At 65.1% G+C, this 16,558-nt stretch carries 17 protein-coding genes; 8 read left to right on the top strand and 9 right to left on the bottom strand.

Annotation, left to right across the window (positions count from 1 at the left end; translation table 11 throughout):
• Nucleotides 1-99 precede the first annotated feature (99 nt).
• Together CRO75_RS06635 and CRO75_RS06630 are read right to left on the bottom strand one after the other, a co-directional pair.
• On the bottom strand, nucleotides 100-588 hold the full coding sequence (locus tag CRO75_RS06635) for a GyrI-like domain-containing protein (protein ID WP_085531996.1): 489 nt from the start codon (nucleotides 586-588) through the stop codon (nucleotides 100-102).
• Nucleotides 589-653: 65 nt separating this feature from the next.
• Nucleotides 654-1,316 (bottom strand): LysE family transporter, encoded by a 663-nt coding sequence (locus tag CRO75_RS06630; protein ID WP_097134798.1) that lies wholly within the window; start codon nucleotides 1,314-1,316, stop codon nucleotides 654-656.
• Nucleotides 1,317-1,571: 255 nt separating this feature from the next.
• Between CRO75_RS06630 and alaC the strand changes: the two genes are divergently transcribed.
• Entirely contained in the window at nucleotides 1,572-2,783 is a 1,212-nt protein-coding gene (alaC, locus tag CRO75_RS06625; RefSeq protein ID WP_007925133.1) for an alanine transaminase, read from the top strand.
• 195 nt (nucleotides 2,784-2,978) lie between these two features.
• On the opposite strand, the gene CRO75_RS06620 is transcribed toward alaC, so the two are convergent.
• A complete protein-coding gene (locus CRO75_RS06620; protein ID WP_009050373.1) occupies nucleotides 2,979-4,331 on the bottom strand; it encodes a GntP family permease in 1,353 nt (450 codons plus the stop codon).
• Nucleotides 4,332-4,414: 83 nt separating this feature from the next.
• Nucleotides 4,415-4,948, bottom strand: coding sequence for a gluconokinase (locus tag CRO75_RS06615; RefSeq protein ID WP_097134797.1), 534 nt, complete (start codon nucleotides 4,946-4,948; stop codon nucleotides 4,415-4,417).
• A 215-nt stretch (nucleotides 4,949-5,163) separates the two neighbouring features.
• On the opposite strand from CRO75_RS06615, the gene CRO75_RS06610 reads away from it, so the two are divergent.
• On the top strand, nucleotides 5,164-6,195 hold the full coding sequence (locus CRO75_RS06610; protein ID WP_007925129.1) for a LacI family DNA-binding transcriptional regulator: 1,032 nt from the start codon (nucleotides 5,164-5,166) through the stop codon (nucleotides 6,193-6,195).
• Nucleotides 6,196-6,202: 7 nt separating this feature from the next.
• Here the strand turns inward: CRO75_RS06610 and CRO75_RS06605 are convergent, their stop codons facing one another.
• Entirely contained in the window at nucleotides 6,203-6,820 is a 618-nt protein-coding gene (locus CRO75_RS06605) for a LysE family transporter (RefSeq protein ID WP_097134796.1), read from the bottom strand.
• Nucleotides 6,821-6,886: 66 nt separating this feature from the next.
• On the opposite strand from CRO75_RS06605, the gene CRO75_RS06600 reads away from it, so the two are divergent.
• Nucleotides 6,887-7,846, top strand: a complete 960-nt coding sequence (locus tag CRO75_RS06600; protein WP_097134795.1) for a LysR family transcriptional regulator — start codon at nucleotides 6,887-6,889, stop codon at nucleotides 7,844-7,846.
• A 10-nt stretch (nucleotides 7,847-7,856) separates the two neighbouring features.
• Here CRO75_RS06600 and CRO75_RS06595 read toward each other — a convergent pair whose 3' ends face one another.
• Nucleotides 7,857-8,780, bottom strand: a complete 924-nt coding sequence (locus tag CRO75_RS06595) for a LysR family transcriptional regulator (RefSeq protein WP_097134794.1) — start codon at nucleotides 8,778-8,780, stop codon at nucleotides 7,857-7,859.
• A gap of 148 nt (nucleotides 8,781-8,928) precedes the next feature.
• Here CRO75_RS06595 and CRO75_RS06590 point away from each other — a divergent pair, with 148 nt between their 5' ends.
• The 4 genes from CRO75_RS06590 to CRO75_RS06575 all read left to right on the top strand — a co-directional run bounded on the left by CRO75_RS06590 (nucleotide 8,929) and on the right by CRO75_RS06575 (nucleotide 12,356).
• On the top strand, nucleotides 8,929-9,360 hold the full coding sequence (locus CRO75_RS06590) for a PACE efflux transporter (protein ID WP_097134793.1): 432 nt from the start codon (nucleotides 8,929-8,931) through the stop codon (nucleotides 9,358-9,360).
• An 83-nt stretch (nucleotides 9,361-9,443) separates the two neighbouring features.
• Complete coding sequence (locus CRO75_RS06585) at nucleotides 9,444-10,073, top strand: glutathione S-transferase (RefSeq protein WP_085532008.1); 630 nt, start codon at nucleotides 9,444-9,446, stop codon at nucleotides 10,071-10,073.
• 181 nt (nucleotides 10,074-10,254) lie between these two features.
• A complete protein-coding gene (locus CRO75_RS06580; protein ID WP_097134792.1) occupies nucleotides 10,255-11,676 on the top strand; it encodes an MFS transporter in 1,422 nt (473 codons plus the stop codon).
• A 170-nt stretch (nucleotides 11,677-11,846) separates the two neighbouring features.
• Nucleotides 11,847-12,356 (top strand): hypothetical protein, encoded by a 510-nt coding sequence (locus tag CRO75_RS06575; protein WP_097134791.1) that lies wholly within the window; start codon nucleotides 11,847-11,849, stop codon nucleotides 12,354-12,356.
• Nucleotides 12,357-12,421: 65 nt separating this feature from the next.
• On the opposite strand, the gene CRO75_RS06570 is transcribed toward CRO75_RS06575, so the two are convergent.
• Nucleotides 12,422-13,294 carry a LysR family transcriptional regulator gene (locus CRO75_RS06570; RefSeq protein WP_097134790.1) on the bottom strand — a complete coding sequence of 291 codons (873 nt, stop codon included), beginning with the start codon at nucleotides 13,292-13,294 and terminating at the stop codon, nucleotides 12,422-12,424.
• Between the two features lie 96 nt (nucleotides 13,295-13,390).
• Between CRO75_RS06570 and gstA the strand changes: the two genes are divergently transcribed.
• On the top strand, nucleotides 13,391-13,996 hold the full coding sequence (gene gstA / locus CRO75_RS06565) for a glutathione transferase GstA (protein ID WP_097134789.1): 606 nt from the start codon (nucleotides 13,391-13,393) through the stop codon (nucleotides 13,994-13,996).
• A 78-nt stretch (nucleotides 13,997-14,074) separates the two neighbouring features.
• On the opposite strand, the gene CRO75_RS06560 is transcribed toward gstA, so the two are convergent.
• The gene (locus CRO75_RS06560) at nucleotides 14,075-15,553 is read right to left on the bottom strand and encodes an aromatic amino acid ammonia-lyase (protein ID WP_097134788.1); all 1,479 of its coding nucleotides are present in this window, start codon (nucleotides 15,551-15,553) and stop codon (nucleotides 14,075-14,077) included.
• Entirely contained in the window at nucleotides 15,550-16,554 is a 1,005-nt protein-coding gene (locus tag CRO75_RS06555) for an ornithine cyclodeaminase family protein (protein WP_097134787.1), read from the bottom strand. Before CRO75_RS06555 ends, CRO75_RS06560 begins: the two co-directional genes overlap by 4 nt.
• Between the last annotated feature and the right edge of the window lie 4 nt (nucleotides 16,555-16,558).

Genomic DNA, 16,558 nt, shown 5'->3' with positions numbered 1-16,558 from the left:
GTTTCGTCACCCTGTCCATCGACCTGTGGCGCGCCCGCCGGCCGAACAAAGGCAAATGACCGGGCCCACCGCGGGCCCGGCCGGTGCTCGCGGCGCGGCTCACTGTTCCTTGAGCGGCAGCCAGATTTCCAGCACGCCCTGGCCGGTGTCGGGGTTGAAGTCGGCGCTGTAGCGTTCGAATTCCGGCGCATCGGCGGCTTCGCGCCCGGACTGCGGCAGCCAGGTTTTCCAGATGTACTGGAAGGTCTGCGGCAGGCTCGCCAGCGGCCCCTGGTGCTCGAACACCGCGTAGTGCTGCGGCGGCACCTCGACCCAGCGGTACAGCTCGGGCAAATCGTCGAGTTTGCTGATTTCGACCCCGGCGATGTATTCGAACCCGCCCTTGCCGTCGGGGTTGCAGCAGAGGCCGTAGGTCTCCTCCCCGACCTGGCCGGGAACCTTGCCGATATGGGGAATGAAGCGTTCCCAGAGTTCAGGAATGCCCTGCGTCGTCTCGGGAGTGAAACGCCCGCCCAGACCGGCGATCAGCAGAAAGCGCCCCTTCTCGAAACGCGGCACCGGCCCGCTGACCTGTTTTTGCTCATCCATGATGCGACTCCTGCCTGAAAAATGGGTTCGGCAGGGAGTATAGAGGCCAAACCCGAATCGCTGGGTCAGAGTGCGGGAAGCTCCGCGACCGCCGCGCCGACGATGAATTCCTGGTAACCGGAAAGGATCACGTAGACCGCGAAATAGCAGAAGATCGCCGCAGATGCCAAGTAAGAGTAACGCAACAGCTTGTCGCCCAGCAGCTTGCCGCCCTGGGTCGCGGCAAAGCACAGACCCACGACCCAGGCCAGCCCGGCGCAGAAGAAACCGCTGAGGAACAGCCCGGAACTGAGCAGGTCACCGCCGCCGGAACGGGCAATCAGGGTACCGCCCACCGCGGCGAACCAGAGGATCGCGCTGGGGGACGACATGGCCAGGAAGATGCCGCGGAAAAACTCCTTGCGCGGCGAATCGTTGTCCACCTCCCCGGCCTCGGCCAGCACCGCGCTGTGGTGGATCGCCGAATAGATCATCTTCGCCGCGAAGTACACCAGCAGCGCCGACCCGCCGATCCACAGCACCCAGCGCACCGCTTCGTACTGCAGCAGCACGGTCATGCCGGCCAGCGCCAAGACGGCGTAGATCAGGTCACCGACACAGGTGCCCAGGCCCAGGCAGAAACCCTGGAAATAACCACGCTGCATGGCCAGGGTAATCATCGCGATATTGGCCACGCCTATGTCCAGGCACAGCGAAAGGCTCAGCAGAAAGCCGCTGGTAAACTCCATCATTCATCCTGTTCGATGCGGTTGTTCGAGTGGGGGGTATTTAACGCGGGAGGGCCCGGAAAACACAATGCGCGGACTGCGAATCCAGCCTGCATGATGCAAATCCCTGTCCAGGCAACTCCACTGCCGGCAAAAAAATAGTTGCCGCGCCCCTCTGGACAGCCTGGCGCCACAGCCCTTATCGTCTGCCCCCAGGCCACCGCAGTGGCCGACGTCGCTCGGACGGTTCCGGGCGCTCACGTACTCGAGGCAACAATGGCCGAACAAGGTTCGCCGCGCCGCTTTGCGCGTATAGATCGACTCCCCCCTTACGTATTCAATATCACTGCCGAGCTGAAGATGGCTGCGCGTCGGCGCGGCGAAGACATCATCGACTTGAGCATGGGTAACCCCGACGGTGCGACTCCGCCGCACATCGTCGAGAAACTGGTCACCGTCGCCCAGCGCGAAGACACCCACGGCTACTCCACCTCCAAGGGTATTCCGCGTCTGCGCCGGGCCATTTCGCGCTGGTACAAGGATCGCTACGAGGTCGATATCGACCCGGAAAGCGAAGCCATCGTCACCATCGGTTCCAAGGAAGGCCTGGCGCACCTGATGCTCGCCACCCTGGACCAGGGCGACACCGTGCTGGTGCCCAACCCGAGCTACCCGATCCATATCTACGGCGCAGTGATCGCCGGCGCCCAGGTGCGTTCGGTACCGCTGGTGCCGGGCGTGGATTTCTTCGACGAGCTGGAGCGGGCCATCCGCGGCTCGATCCCGAAACCGAAGATGATGATCCTCGGTTTCCCGTCCAACCCGACCGCGCAGTGCGTCGAGCTGGACTTCTTCGAGCGGGTGATCGCCCTGGCCAAGCAGTACGACGTGCTGGTGATCCACGACCTGGCCTACGCCGACATCGTCTACGACGGCTGGAAAGCCCCGTCGATCATGCAGGTGCCGGGCGCCAAGGACATCGCGGTGGAGTTCTTCACCCTGTCCAAGAGCTACAACATGGCCGGCTGGCGCATCGGCTTCATGGTCGGCAACCCGGAGCTGGTCAGCGCCCTGGCGCGGATCAAGAGCTACCACGACTACGGCACCTTCACCCCGCTGCAGGTGGCGGCCATCGCTGCGCTGGAAGGCGACCAGCAGTGCGTGAAAGATATCGCCGAGCAGTACCGCCAGCGCCGCAATGTGCTGGTCAAGGGCCTGCATGAGCTGGGCTGGATGGTCGAGAATCCCAAGGCCTCGATGTACGTCTGGGCGAAGATTCCCGAAGCCTACGCGCACCTGGGCTCGCTGGAGTTCGCCAAGAAGCTGCTGGCCGAGGCCAAGGTCTGCGTCTCGCCGGGCGTGGGTTTCGGTGAGTACGGCGACGACCATGTGCGCTTCGCCCTGATCGAAAACCAGGACCGCATCCGCCAGGCCGTGCGCGGCATCCGTGGCATGTTCCGCGCCGATGGCCTGGTGCAGAAAGGCTGATCCGCGTCGCCCTATAAGCAGGCACAAAAAAACCGCAGCGATGCGGTTTTTTTGTGTCCGGCTAATAACCAGCCGACATGATCCTGTAGCCGCTGCCGCAGGCTGCGATAAGGACCGAAGGGCCTTCAGCGATTGCAAGATCGCTACGGCCGTACCGGCCGATCGCAGCCTTCGGCAGCGGCTACAGGGTTCGGGTCACACCACCAGCGACAGCAGCAGGATGAAGATCAGGCCCACCACCGAGAGGATGGTTTCCATCGCGGTCCAGGTCTTGAAGGTTTCCGCCACGGTCATGTTGAAGTACTGCTTCACCAGCCAGAAACCGGCGTCGTTGACATGGGACAGGATCAGCGAGCCGGCGCCGGTGGCCAGCACCAGCAGCTCGCGGTTGACCCCAGGGATCATGCCGACCACCGGTACCACGATGCCCGCGCCGGTGATGGTCGCCACGGTCGCCGAACCGGTGGCGATCCGGATCACCGCCGCCACCAGCCACGCCAACAGGATCGGCGAGATCTGCGCGTTGACCGCCATGTGGCCGATCACGTCACCCACGCCGCTGGTCACCAGCATCTGCTTGAAGCCACCGCCGGCACCGATGATCAGGATGATCGCCGCGGTTGGCGCCAGGCTGGCGTCGAGCAGCTTGAGGATCTGCTTGGAGCCGATGCCCTGGCGCGAACCGAAGGTGTAGAGCGACAGCAGCAGAGCCAGCAGCAGCGCGCTGATCGGGTGACCGATCATGTCCATCCAGATACGGAAGAAATGCCCGTCCGGGAAGGCCACGTCGGCGAAGGTCTTGAGCAGCATCAGGAACACCGGCAGCAGCACGGTCAGCAGGGTCACGCTGAAGCTCGGCAGGTTGGCCGAGGTGTTCTCGCGCGCCAGCTGGTCGACCAGCTCCTGGGACGGATGACCCGGGATGTGCTTGGCGATGAAGGTGCCGTAGATCGGACCGGCGATGATCGCGGTCGGCAGGGCTACGATCAGGCCGTAGAGAATGGTCTTGCCGATGTCGGCGCCGAATACGCCGATGGCCAGCAGCGGGCCCGGATGCGGCGGCACCAGGCCGTGCACCGCGGACAGGCCGGCCAGCAGCGGGATACCGATCTTGATGATCGACACGCCGGTGCGCCGGGCGACGATAAACACCAGCGGGATCAGCAGCACGAAGCCGATCTCGAAGAACAGCGGGATGCCCACCAGGAAGGCGGCGAACATCATCGCCCACTGCACCCGCTCCTTGCCGAACGAGCGGATCAGGGTCTGGGCGATCTGATCCGCGCCGCCGGATTCGGCCATCATTTTGCCGAGCATGGTGCCCAGCGCGAGGATGATCCCGACGAAACCGAGTACCCCACCGAAGCCGTCCTGGAACGCCTTGATGATCTTGTCCACCGGCATGCCCGACGTCAGGCCGAGGAAACCCGCGGCGATGGTCAGGGCGATGAAGGGATGCAGCTTGAATCGGGTGATCAGCACGATCAGCCCGATAATGGTGACCACTGCGTCTACCAGCAGATAGGTCTCTTGGGACATGCCAAACATGGGGTTGCCTCCGGTTTGTTGTTTTTATTCAAGCGTTAAAAACGTGAGCCGAGTGGGATAGCGCTATCTGTGTGAACCGAAGCTTATCGGGGTGAGTCCAGCCCGTGCTCCAGCCACCAGCCATGGGCCTGTTCGGCCAGCCGGTCAACGCTGTGGATGGTGGCGTCCAATGCCAGGGTCAGGGGTTCGCCCACGGGAGATTCGAGGGTCGCGAACTGACTGTCGATCAGGGTCGAAGGCATGAAATGCCCCGGACGGTGGGCCACGCGATCGGCGGCCACCTGTGGTGTCAATTGCAGGAAAACGAAGCCCAGGCCGGGCGTGGCGCTGCGCAAGCGGTCGCGGTACTTGCGCTTGAGCGCCGAGCAGGTCAGCACCGGACGTTGTCCGGCGGCCAGGGCGCGACGCAACTCGTCGCACAGGCTGTCGAGCCAGCCGGCACGGTCGTCGTCGTTCAGGGGAATACCGGCACTCATCTTGGCGATATTGGCGGCAGGGTGGAACGTATCGCCTTCAATGGCCGTGGCGCCGCTGCGCTGGCACAGCGCTTGACTGACGCTGGACTTGCCGCAGCCGGCAACGCCCATGATGACCAGGGCGGTGATGGGTTGACTCATGAAACACCTCAGCGCGCAGACAGCGCTACCTTCGCTCTTCGAAACTCTAGTGCAAAAATAGTTTCTGCCGACGCCTTCTTGTCATTTTTGTGGGTTGCCGCGTATATAGGCCGCGAAACCAAAGAGTGCGGGTCAGGCCGACCGCGCTCACGCATTGCAGCTGTTTCGAGACAGCGCTACCTTAGTGACTTGAATTTTGTTTGGCAAGCCGTCTGATGACCTCCTCCAAGAACGATAAAAATACCCGCACCACGGGGCGCCCTACCCTCAACGAAGTCGCGCGCCTGGCCGGCGTCAGCCCGATCACCGCCTCGCGAGCGCTGCGCGGCATCGACACGGTGGCCACCGAACTGGTGGAAAAGGTGCAGAAGGCCGCCCGCGAACTCAACTATGTGGTCAACCCCGCCGCCCGCGCCCTGGCCTCGGCCCAGAGCCATTCGGTGGTGGTGCTGGTGCCGTCGCTGTCCAACCTGCTGTTCATCGATACCCTGGAAGCCATTCATCAGGTTCTGCGGCCCAAGGGCTTCGAAGTGCTGATCGGCAACTTCCACTATTCCCCCGACGAAGAAGAAAACCTGCTGCGCAACTACATGGCCTACCAGCCCCGCGGCCTGCTGCTGACCGGCTTCGACCGGACCGAAAGCGCCCGACGGATGGTCGAAGCCAGCAACGTCCCCTGCGTCTACATGATGGACCTCAACCCCGAGGCCGGCCTGAACTGCGTGGGCTTCTCCCAGCACAACGCCGGGGAAACCGCCGCCGAGCACCTGATCTCCCGCGGGCGCAAGCGCCTGGCCTATATCGGCGCCCAACTCGACCAGCGCACCCTGATGCGCGGCGAAGGTTTCCGCCGCGGCCTGGAGAAAGCCGGCCTCTACGACCCGAAACTGGAAGTCCTCACCCCGCGCCCCTCGTCGGTGGGCCTGGGCGGCGAACTCTTCCTGCAACTGATGCACAGTCACCCGGATGTGGACGCGATCTTCTTCGGCAACGACGACCTGGCCCACGGCGCCCTGCTGGAAGCCATGCGCTGCGGCATCAGGATCCCCGAGCAAGTGGCGGTGATGGGCTTCAACGACCTGCCCGCCTCGGCGCACATGGTGCCGCGCCTGAGCAGCATCAGCACCCCGCGCGAAGCCATCGGCCGCCGCGCCGCGGAACAGCTGCTGACCCTGATGGCCGGCAACAGCGTGGCCAAGCCGGTGGTGGACATGGGCTTCGAGCTGATGGTGCGCGAGAGCACCTGAGCCGCGTTCAGGAACGCAGGCTCAGGGCGCTGAGCAACACGCCGAAGCCCACCAGCAGAACGCCGAACAACTGGTCGATACGCCGCTTGTAAGCGATGAGCCGGGCCCGGATGCCCGGCGCCGAAAAGAACAGCGCCACCGCCACGAACCACAGCACATGGGCCAGGACAATGATCGCGCCATAGCCGATCTGCACACCCGGCGCGGTACCTGGCTGCATCACCTGCATGAACAGGCTGACCACGAAAATCATCGTCTTGGGGTTCAGCGCATTGGTCAAAAACCCCGTACGCAACGCCGCCCACGCCGAGACCCGCGGCGCATCGACCGTTACCTCTACCTCGACCGCGCGGCTGCGCAGCATGCCGATACCGAGATAAACCAGGTACAGCGCCCCGGCGATTTTCAGCACGCTGAACAGCAGCAGCGATTCCTTGACCAGCAGGCCGACACCCAACAGCGTGTAGCCGATATGCAGCATCACCCCGAGCCCGATCCCCAGCGCCGTGAACACCCCATGCCGACGCGACAGCACCAGGCTGTTACGCGTGACCATGGCGAAATCCGGCCCCGGGCTGAGCACCGCGAGGATGGTAATGGTGATTACTACTAACAGTTCAGTCATTTTCAAGCGCCTTCGCTATAGAATCCGGCCCATACCTTATGGGCACGAACCGTCACAGAGCGAACGATGAAAACTGACATTCCCGGTGATAAAAACTCACAGACAACCCATCGCCGCCTGCCGCCCCTGAGCGCCCTGCGCTGTTTCGAGGCCGCCGCCCGTCTGGAGAGCTTCACCCGCGCCGGCGAAGCCCTGCACCTGACCCACGGCGCCATCAGCCGTGCCGTCCGCACCCTGGAAGAAGACCTCGGCACACGGCTGTTCGAGCGTCGCAGCCATCGGGTCTTTCTCACCGAGGCCGGCCGCGAATTGCTGCACAGCGTGGAGCATGCCTTCGACCTGATCGACGCCGCCGCCCGCAAACTGCGAACGCCGGACAAGGCCGCGGCCCTGGTGCTGTCCTGCGAACCGACCCTGCTGATGCGCTGGCTGATTCCACGGATCCCGGCCTTCTTCGCCGCTCATCCGGATATCCCCCTGCAACTGGTGGCCGGCGGCGGGCCCTTCGCCTTTGCTCAAGGCATCGACCTGGCGATCCGCCGCAACGACTTTCCCTGGCCACCGCACACCCACGCGCAGTGGCTGTTCGATGAAGCAATCGGCCCGGTGTGTCGCCCGGACCAGGCCGTCGGCTGGACCCGCGACGCAAGCGGCAGAGTACGGCTATCGGATACGGCGCCACGCCTGCACAGCGCGACCCGGGCAGCGGCCTGGGAGCAATGGTTGACCCTCAAGGGAATGCAACAGGCGCCGGGCACGGAGCAGGTCTTCGAGCATTTCTACTTCAGCCTGCAAGCGGCGGTGGCTGGGTTGGGGCTGGCCATCGCGCCCTGGCAACTGGTGCGCGACGACCTGGAGTCGGGCCTGCTGGTCGCGCCTTTCGGTTTTATCGCCGACGGCAGCGCCTACTACCTGTTGTCGCCCGAGGCCGTCGACCCGGACTCGCCCATCGCCCGCTTGCTCGATTGGCTGCATCACCAGGCGCTAGGCAGCGAGCAGCACGACGCCACCCGCCCAGCCCCATAAGCGCACGCGCTTACGGCCTCACCTCTGCATGAATCACCGGGGCCAGCGCCGGGTCCTGCCCACCCAGCAACTGCACGAAGGCCTGGGCGGCCTTTTGCAGGGGCTGGTTCTTCAGCCATACCGCGTGCACCGGCAGCAGCAGGCCGTTGTCGATGTTCTTGAAGGTCAGGCGCTTGAGCCTTCCGGCCTGGAGCAAGGGCGCGATCACCGACAGCGGGAAATTGCCCCAGCCGATGCCGGACTCGACCATGTCCAGGGCCATGGCCAGGCTGTCGGTGCGCCAGTAGGACTCGGCGATCAGCGGCCGGGTGTCGCGGATCGGCAAATCGCGGCTGGCAACCACCACCTGACGCACGTTGACCAGCTCTTCCAGATAGAGGGTGGCGTCCGGCGCCTCGGGTAACGGATGGCGCGCGGAAATGCAGGCGATCATCCGTTCACTGCCGACGTACTGGAAATACTCCAGCACGTTCAGGCTGAGCCCGGCGAAGGCCACGCCGACCGCGACCCGGCCAGTGTGCAGCAGTTGCAACAGATCGTCCTGGGGTGCGCTCAGTACCTCGATGTCGAGCAACGGATGACGCTCGGCGATCAACTTGATCGCCGCCAGCACCCGGGACTTGTCGATGTCCTCGACCACGCCGATGGACAGCCGGCTTTCCAACCCCAGGGACAACTCCACCGCATGCACCTGCAGGTGCTTGAGCTGCTCGGCGATCAGCCGCGCGTGCGGCGCCAGGGCATTGGCCATGGCGGTGGGCACCGGCTCGCGATGGCTGCGGTCGAACAGGGGGTAGCCCAGCTCCGCCTCAAGGTTGGCGATACCCATGCTCACCGCCGACGGCACTTTGCCCAGGGCCCGGGCCGCCGCGGAAAACGAACCGCGCTCGAGCACGGCGAGAAACAACTGGATGCTGTCGCTGGAGAAATTCATGCAGACGCCTGTCTAGGAGGTCGACCTATCAGTAAACCTGAAAGCTACTGACTTTTTCTGTCAGGCATATTGAAGCTATCTTGCGCCGCATTCGCCAGCCATTCCTGCAAAAGGAGCGGCCCGGGCCAACGAACGCGGAGGAAAAAACATGCAAGGCATCAAGCGCAAACTGGTTTACGTGTCACTGTTCGAGGTGTTCGGCATGACCTTCTCGGCCCTGGGCCTGGCCTTGCTGTCCGGCACTTCGCCGAGCAGCACCGGCTCGCTGGCGGTGGTGATCACCAGCATCGCGGTGACCTGGAACTTCATCTACACCAGCCTGTTCGAGCGTTGGGAAAGCCGCCAGGTCTCGCGGACCCGCACGGTCAAGCGGCGGATCGCCCACGCCGTGGGTTTCCAGATGACGCTGATCCTGTTCCTGATTCCGTTGATCGCCTGGTGGATGCACATCAGCCTGGTACAGGCCTTCCTGCTGGACCTGGCGCTGATCCTGTTCATTCCTTGCTACACCTTCGTCTTCAACTGGTTGTTCGACCGGGTCTTCGGCCTGCCGGCGTCTGCACTGCCGGACCCGGCCTGAGCATCCCGGCGCAAATTGGCATCGCCTAAGGCGGGGCACACTGTTAGATTTCCAGGGCCCTCCACCCGCCAAGGAAAGCTTGCATGGGAACCCTGAGAATTCTCGGTAAAGCCTCGTCGATCAACGTCCGAAAAGTGCTATGGACCTGCGAGGAATTGGGCCTGCCCTACGAACGCGAGGATTGGGGCAGCGGCTTCCAGTCGACCCACACACCGGAGTTTCTCCGGCTCAACCCCAACGCCCAGGTGCCGGTGCTGGTCGATGACGCCGGCGCGCTCTGGGAGTCCAACAGTATTTGCCGGTACCTGACCGGCAAGGTCGCCGGGCAACGGCTGCTGCCCGGCGAACCCCGGGCCCGGGCGTTGGTGGAGCAATGGATGGACTGGCAGGCCACGGAACTCAATCCCGCGTGGAGCTACGCCTTCGTCGCCCTGGTCCGGCAGAACCCGGACTTCCAGGACCCACAGCGGATCGCCGCCGGCCTGCGCGGCTGGAACGCCAAGATGGCCCTGCTCGAACAGCAACTGGCGAGCAGCGGCGACTATGTGCTCGGCGAGCAGTTCAGCCTGGCCGATATCGTCCTCGGGCTGTCGGTGCATCGCTGGATGATGACGCCCATGGAGCGCCCCGACTTCCCCGCCGTCGCCGCCTATTACGCACGGCTCAGCGAACGCCCGGCCTTCCTGCTGCATGGACGCAATGGCATTCCCTGAATCGTCTTTTTTCTGTAGGAGCTGGATGCCGCTTTGGTTGAGGCTGCGGCACAAACCGCCAAAATGTAACGAAATACGACAATAAATCAGCGCACAGCCCGGCTTCCGACCCCGCATTCACAATCATTGATTTCCGTTAGCCAGCTAAGATTCCTCTTCACCGAAACCTGGAATCCCGCCCATGTCGTCCCTCGCCCCTACTGTCGCTACCGACGGCCTCGACCCGGTCCGCGCCGCCGATATCTCCGCCCGCATCGATCGCTTGCCCGCCGTTGCCACGGTCTGGCGCCTGGTGGCGCTGCTGTCGATTGGCGGTTTCTTCGAGCTGTATGACCTGTTCCAGACCGCCTATATCAGCCCCGGCCTGATCCGCGACGGAATCTTCGCCACCGGCAGCCAGGGCGTGTTCGGTTTTTCCGACCAGGCGGCCTTCGCCTCGGCGACCTTTCTCGGCCTGTTCCTCGGCGCCAGCCTGCTGAGCCCGATCGCCGACCGCTTCGGGCGCCGGGCGATCTTCACCTTCGCCCTGATCTGGTACACCGTGGCCACAGTGCTGATGGGCATACAGACCTCGGCCCTGGGGATCATCGACATGCGTTTCCTGGTGGGCATCGGCCTGGGCATCGAACTGGTGACCATCGACGCCTACCTCTCCGAGCTGGTGCCCAAGCACATGCGCAGCTCGGCCTTCGCCTTTGCCTTTTTCGTGCAGTTTCTCTCGGTGCCGGCGGTGGCGCTGATGTCCTGGTGGCTGGTGCCGCAGGACCCGTTCGGCATCGCCGGCTGGCGCTGGGTGGTGTTGGCCAGCGCGGTGTTCGCGCTGTTTATCTGGTGGTTGCGTTCACGCCTGCCCGAGTCGCCGCGCTGGCTGGCCCAGCATGGGCGCTTCGCCGAGGCCGAGCGGATCATGGACAGCATCGAGGCGCGCTGCGCCAAGGACCACGGCAAGCCGCTGGACACTCCGCAACCCGAGGCCCTCGGCGTCCAGGGCTCGGGGCGTTTCGCCGATATCTGGCAACCGCCCTATCGACGCCGGGCACTGATGCTGATCGTGTTCCATGTGTTCCAGGCCATCGGTTTCTTCGGCTTCGGCAACTGGCTGCCGGCGCTGCTCTCGGGCCAGGGCGTGAGCGTCACCCACAGCCTGATGTACGCCTTTATCATCACCCTCGCCTATCCGCTGGGGCCGCTGCTGTTCGTCAAGTTCGCCAACCGCTTCGAGAACAAGTGGCAGATCGTCGGCTCGGCCCTCGGCGCCATGACCTTCGGCACCCTGTTCGCCTGGCAGAGCACGGCCCTGGGGCTGATCGTCTGCGGGGTGATGATCACCTTCTGCAACGCCTGGCTGAGCTTCAGTTACCACTCCTATCAAAGCGAGCTGTTCCCCACCAATATCCGCGCCCGGGCGATGGGTTTCTGCTACTCGTTCAGCCGCCTGTCGACGGTGTTCAGCAGCCTGCTGATCGGCTTTTTCCTCGATCACTTCGGTACACCCGGGGTCCTGGCATTCATTGTCGGCAGCATGCTGATCGTGATGTTCACCATCGGCCGTTTTGGCCCGCGTACCCGCAACCTGGCCCTGGAGAATATCGCCCAGCGTTGACCGGTCGCCGCTGGCCGCAAGCGGCAAGGCTTGTCCGCCGCGCGCCGCCAGCCTTGCCGGGCAATCGGCGCAAATCCCTGGCAAAGAGCCCCGTCCCGGGGGCGCTGCAGGGTGGCGGCATGCAAATTGCTGCGCAGCCTTCGATAGCCCTTACACACAGGTACCCAATCATGTTGGTCAGTGCCCAGAAAACCTCGGCGATCCAGCCCACCCAGCGGTCCGACATGGACCCGAGCACCGCGGCCGCCAGCGCGCTGTACAGCGGTTTGATGCAGAACGTGCAGAACACCGCGACCCTGCAAGCGTCCCAGGCCGTGCAGCAGGCCGGCAACACGGTCAACGACAATGTCGCGGCGGCCTTCGCCAAGACCCGCGTGCTGCTGCAGGCCACCCCGCCGACCGCCAGCATCGCGCAAGCCAACAGCGCCACCCAGGGCCCGGCCCTGGATGAGTTCAAGGACTACATGAGCAAGTCCCCTGAACAGCGTATGCGCGACCGCATCCTCGAAGAGATGGGCATTACCGAGGAAGACCTGAAAAACCTGCCGCCGGAGAAACAGCAGGCGGTGGCTCAGGAAATCGCCCAGCGGGTCCAGGACAAGCTGAAGCTGGCGCAAGTCGAGAAGGACGCCAACGGCGTCGAGAAACAAGTCGCCGACAAGTTCCTCGCGGCGCTTTAATCGGCTAGTCGAAACAGGGTTCCCCACGGCAACCCTGTTTCATGGGGCGGCTTGAGCGGCTGCGCTCAGCCCTGGGCCAGCATATCGAGCAAGGCCCGCAGCGCCGGCGACGGTTCGCTGCCCTCGGCCAGCACCAGGGCGAAGGTGCGCTGGATCGGCACGCTCAACGGCAGCACGCACAGGCCCTGGCGTTGCTCCGGCAAGGTCATCTGCGGCACCAGGGTCACCCCCACTTGCTCGCGAACCAGGGTGAAGGCGCTGCTCCACTCCCGCACCTCGACCCGCACGTCCGCCAGCTCCAGGCCGACATCCACCGCCAGGCTGCGGGCATTCACCGAACAGCCGCCGGTGGCCAGCACGAAGGGTTGGCTCACCAGTTCCTGCAAGGTCACGCCCTGCTCCTGAGCGCGGCGCGCCAGGGTATGCCCCGCCGGCAGCACCGCCACCCAGGCATCGCGTCCCAGCAGGCCGACCCTGCGCTCGGGCGCAGGGTTGAGCAGCACCCCGACATCGATCAAGCGCGCCTCGAGCAAGGCCTCGACCTCGTCGTCGCTGACCTCCAGCGCCACCACCTGGATGCCCGGATACAGCTGCTTGAAGCGCCGTAGCAGCGGCGGCAGGAAAGTCGCCAGCACCATGGGGAAACTCGCCAGGCGAATGGTGCCGCGCTGAATGTCCCGGCAGGCGTCCGCGGTGTCGCGGATGTTCTGCAACGCCGCGAGCATCAGCCGCGCCTGTTCCACCACCTGTTCGCCAATGGCGGTGGGCAGGGTCTGGCGGTTCTCCCGGGTGAACAGCTGCACGCCCAGGTTGTCTTCGAGCAGCGCCAGGGCCTGGCTGGCGCCAGACTGGGTCATGCCGACCCGCTCGGCGGCGCGGGTGATGTTGCCGGTATCCGCCACGGCCACCAGCATGCGCCAGTGCATCAGGTTCATCATGGCAGTAGCTGTCCTTATGGGATTCTTCTGAAAGATTAATTTTACTGAGAACAGTGCGGACTATGACACTGATCTCCCCCCTCTGGAGAGCCCTCGATGAACCTGTATTTCTCGCCCAACGCCTGCTCGCTGGCCCCGCATATCGTGCTGCGCGAACTGGCCCTGCCGTTCACCCTGGTCCGGGTCGACAACCGCAACAAGACCACGGCCGACGGCGGAGACTTCCTGGCGATCAACCCCAAGGGTTATGTGGCGGCGCTGGAACTGGAGGACGGCCAGGTGCTGACCGAAGGCCCGGCGATCCTGCAATACCTCGCCGACCTCAAGCCGCAGGCGGGCCTGGCGCCGGCCAATGGCAGCTGGCAACGGGTGCGTTTGCAGGAGATGCTCAACTTCGTCTCCAGCGAGATCCATGGCGGCCTCGGCTGGCTGTTCAACCCTGAGTTTCCCGAAGCGACCCAGGCGCTGATCCGACAGAAACTGTTCAAGCGCCTGGCGCTGCTGGATCGCACGCTGGAGCAGCAGAGTTACCTGCTGGGCGAATCCTTCGGCGTCGCCGACGCCTACCTGTTCACCGTGCTGCGCTGGACCGCCGGCTTCGCCATCGACCTGGAACAATGGCCGGCGCTGGCAGGTTTCCAGGCGCGAATCGCCCAGCGCGAAGCGGTGCAAGCGGCACTGGCGGCCGAAGCAGCCGTGTAGCTCGATTGCCGGCGCTAGCACACACCGCGCCGCCTGCATCGCCAGCAAGCTGGGCTCCTACAGCAGCCGCTCGCCTGCTCAGCCCAGCCCTCCCCGTTGAATAAATTCAGTCAGGGCCAGCACATCCACCGAGCCCGGCCGATCCTGATCGAGAAACGCTACCTGGCTGCGCACCGCGCGGTGGATGCGGGCGCTGCCGACACCCAGTTGCAAGGGCCCGCGCAGGTCGATGGCCTGGGCCGCGACTATCAGCTCGATGCTCGCCAGCCAGGCCAGGCGCAGGGTCAGTTGCCGGGTTTTCTCGATCACCGCCAGGGCCTGGCCGGCGTAGTCTTCGACCCGATCGGCCACCGGCACGCAGACCGCCGGCAGCGGATTGGCCAGATGGCCGATCTCCGCCAGCAGCGCCGCGGCACTGCGTTGCAAGGCGGCCATGCCGACATGCCCGGGCCGCTCGATGAGAAAGCGCGGCAGCTCGCTGGACGCCGGTGACAGCAGCTTGGCGATACGCTCCGCGCAACAGGCCGCGACCCGGCTCAGAGCCAACCCCAGGCCTTCCCCGGCGAGCGCCAGGTGCGTGCTGTCGAAATTGGCGGTAGCCAGGACCTGGCGCTGCTCGTCGATCAATGCCGGGTTGTCGGCGCCGCTGGCCAGTTCCAGTTGCAGATGTTCGCGCAGTTGCGTCCAGGCCTGTCGCGCCGCGCCCTGCACCACGCCGGCACAGCGAAAGCTCAAGGGATCCTGCAAGCGCCGGGCGCTGCCGGGCTGGCGCAACTGGCCGCCCTCCAGCAACTCCAGCAACGCCGCCGATTGCTCGGCCTGGCCCGCCGCCGGCCGCAAGCGCGACGCCCAGGGCTGGAAGGGGCTGAGGTTGGCCCGATAGCCTTCGCAGGACAACGCCAGCGCCGCCAGCACACTGTCCAGGGCCTGGTCGGCTTCGGCCAGCAACAAGGCCCCCAGACCAATGCTCGCGGCATTCGCCGAGACCAGCGCCAGACCGTCCTTGCCCACCAGCCAAGCCGGTTGCAGGCCACTGCGCTGCAAGGCTTGCCGCGCCGGCAGCCGCTCGCCGCGCCAGCGCACCCAACCTTCGCCGATCAGCGCCAGGCTCAGGTGCGCCAATGGCGCCAGGTCGCTTTCCCCAAGGGAGCCAAGCAACGGCACCTCGGGTTCGATCCCGGCGTTGAGCAAGGCCAGCAGGCTGTCGGCGCTGGCCAGGGAAATACCCGAGCGGCCCTGGACCAGCCCGGCCAGGCGCGCGGCAATCATCGCCCGCAGTTCAGGCCGCGTGGCCAGGCGCCCGAGGCCCACGGCCCGGCCCAGGGGAATGCGCCGTTGCAGGTCGTCATCCGGCTGGGTCAGGGTCACATCCACCGCCGCGCCCAGGCCCGTGGTCACGCCGTAGATCGAGTCGCCCGCGGCCATCCGTTCCCGCAACAGTCCATGGCCGGCGGCGATCCGTTGCCGGGCGGCCAGGGTCAATTGCAGCGCCGCCTCCTCGCGGGCAACGCGCAGCAGGTCGGTCAGCGCCAGGCCTTCCGGGCCCAGGCCGATCATGCGAATCGCAGCCGCTGGCCGATGCCCAGGCGCCGGGCTTTTTGCAGCAGGGCGTGGCCCAGGGCGATATCGCTGAGGCTCAGGCCGCGGTGCCAGAACAGGATGTTTTCCTCGGCGTGTTGCCGGCCGCTGCGCTGGCCCGCGACTATCTGCCCAAGCTCGGCGTGCAGGGTCTGCTCACTGAGTTTGCCGGCCTCGACATGGGCCCGCAGCGAACCGAACAGGCCGCCCTTGCACTGGCCCCAATCGTCCACCACCAGCTTGTCCATGATGTCGGTCAGCGACAGCTCCACCGCGCTCATGGTGCCGTAGGGCACGACAAAGGCGCCGGGCTTGATCCATTCGGTGCGCAGCAAAGGTTCGGGCTGGTTCAGCCGCGAGGCCTCGACCACGATATCCGCGCCGCGCACCGCGCTCTCCCAGTCGTGGGTGACGATCACCGGCTTGCCCAGGTCGCGGCGCAGGCGTTCGGCAAAGGCCTCGCGACTGTCTTCGCGACGCGAGTGCACGCGGATTTCCTCGAAGTCGAACAGGTGGTCCAGCAGCCGCACGTTCCAGTACGCCGTGCCGCGGGCGCCGATATGCGCCAGCACCTTGCTGTCCGGGCGCGCCAGGTACTTGGCGCCGATGGCGGTGATCGCGCCGGTGCGCATATCGGTGATCGCCGAGGCGTCGAGGATCGCCTGGGGCACGCCGGTGGCCGGGTCCAGCAGGTTGAGGATCGCCAGTTCCGAGGGCAGACCCTGGCGGTAGTTGTCGACGAAGTCGCCCACCACCTTGACCCCGGCGTGACCGATGTCGCCCCCCAGCACCCCGCGCAGCACGTTGAAATGGCCGTTGATTGCACCCCCGGGAATCAGGTGGGTGCGCGGTTCGATCACCGCCTCGCCACGGCCCTGGAGCGCCAGGCCGGCTTCGATGGCGGCGAGGATTTCGTCGTTGCTCAGGGCCAGCTCGGCGATGTCCAGGCCGTTGAGAAAATCGATATAGATGGGTTGCATGGGC

It is taken from the genome of Pseudomonas sp. LAMO17WK12:I10 (genome assembly GCF_900215185.1).
GTDB lineage: Bacteria > Pseudomonadota > Gammaproteobacteria > Pseudomonadales > Pseudomonadaceae > Aquipseudomonas > Aquipseudomonas chlororaphis.
This window is presented reverse-complemented; position numbering and strand designations above follow the sequence as displayed.

Bases quoted from the DNA above. Each gene is read 5' to 3' on its own strand.
- CRO75_RS06635 (WP_085531996.1), bottom strand. From the start codon at position 588: ATGGATGAGCAAAAACAGGTCAGCGGGCCGGTGCCGCGTTTCGAGAAG.
- CRO75_RS06630 (WP_097134798.1), bottom strand. From the start codon at position 1,316: ATGGAGTTTACCAGCGGCTTTCTGCTGAGCCTTTCGCTGTGCCTGGAC.
- alaC (WP_007925133.1), top strand. From the start codon at position 1,572: ATGGCCGAACAAGGTTCGCCGCGCCGCTTTGCGCGTATAGATCGACTC.
- CRO75_RS06620 (WP_009050373.1), bottom strand. From the start codon at position 4,331: ATGTTTGGCATGTCCCAAGAGACCTATCTGCTGGTAGACGCAGTGGTC.
- CRO75_RS06615 (WP_097134797.1), bottom strand. From the start codon at position 4,948: ATGAGTCAACCCATCACCGCCCTGGTCATCATGGGCGTTGCCGGCTGC.
- CRO75_RS06610 (WP_007925129.1), top strand. From the start codon at position 5,164: ATGACCTCCTCCAAGAACGATAAAAATACCCGCACCACGGGGCGCCCT.
- CRO75_RS06605 (WP_097134796.1), bottom strand. From the start codon at position 6,820: ATGACTGAACTGTTAGTAGTAATCACCATTACCATCCTCGCGGTGCTC.
- CRO75_RS06600 (WP_097134795.1), top strand. From the start codon at position 6,887: ATGAAAACTGACATTCCCGGTGATAAAAACTCACAGACAACCCATCGC.
- CRO75_RS06595 (WP_097134794.1), bottom strand. From the start codon at position 8,780: ATGAATTTCTCCAGCGACAGCATCCAGTTGTTTCTCGCCGTGCTCGAG.
- CRO75_RS06590 (WP_097134793.1), top strand. From the start codon at position 8,929: ATGCAAGGCATCAAGCGCAAACTGGTTTACGTGTCACTGTTCGAGGTG.
- CRO75_RS06585 (WP_085532008.1), top strand. From the start codon at position 9,444: ATGGGAACCCTGAGAATTCTCGGTAAAGCCTCGTCGATCAACGTCCGA.
- CRO75_RS06580 (WP_097134792.1), top strand. From the start codon at position 10,255: ATGTCGTCCCTCGCCCCTACTGTCGCTACCGACGGCCTCGACCCGGTC.
- CRO75_RS06575 (WP_097134791.1), top strand. From the start codon at position 11,847: ATGTTGGTCAGTGCCCAGAAAACCTCGGCGATCCAGCCCACCCAGCGG.
- CRO75_RS06570 (WP_097134790.1), bottom strand. From the start codon at position 13,294: ATGATGAACCTGATGCACTGGCGCATGCTGGTGGCCGTGGCGGATACC.
- gstA (WP_097134789.1), top strand. From the start codon at position 13,391: ATGAACCTGTATTTCTCGCCCAACGCCTGCTCGCTGGCCCCGCATATC.
- CRO75_RS06560 (WP_097134788.1), bottom strand. From the start codon at position 15,553: ATGATCGGCCTGGGCCCGGAAGGCCTGGCGCTGACCGACCTGCTGCGC.
- CRO75_RS06555 (WP_097134787.1), bottom strand. From the start codon at position 16,554: ATGCAACCCATCTATATCGATTTTCTCAACGGCCTGGACATCGCCGAG.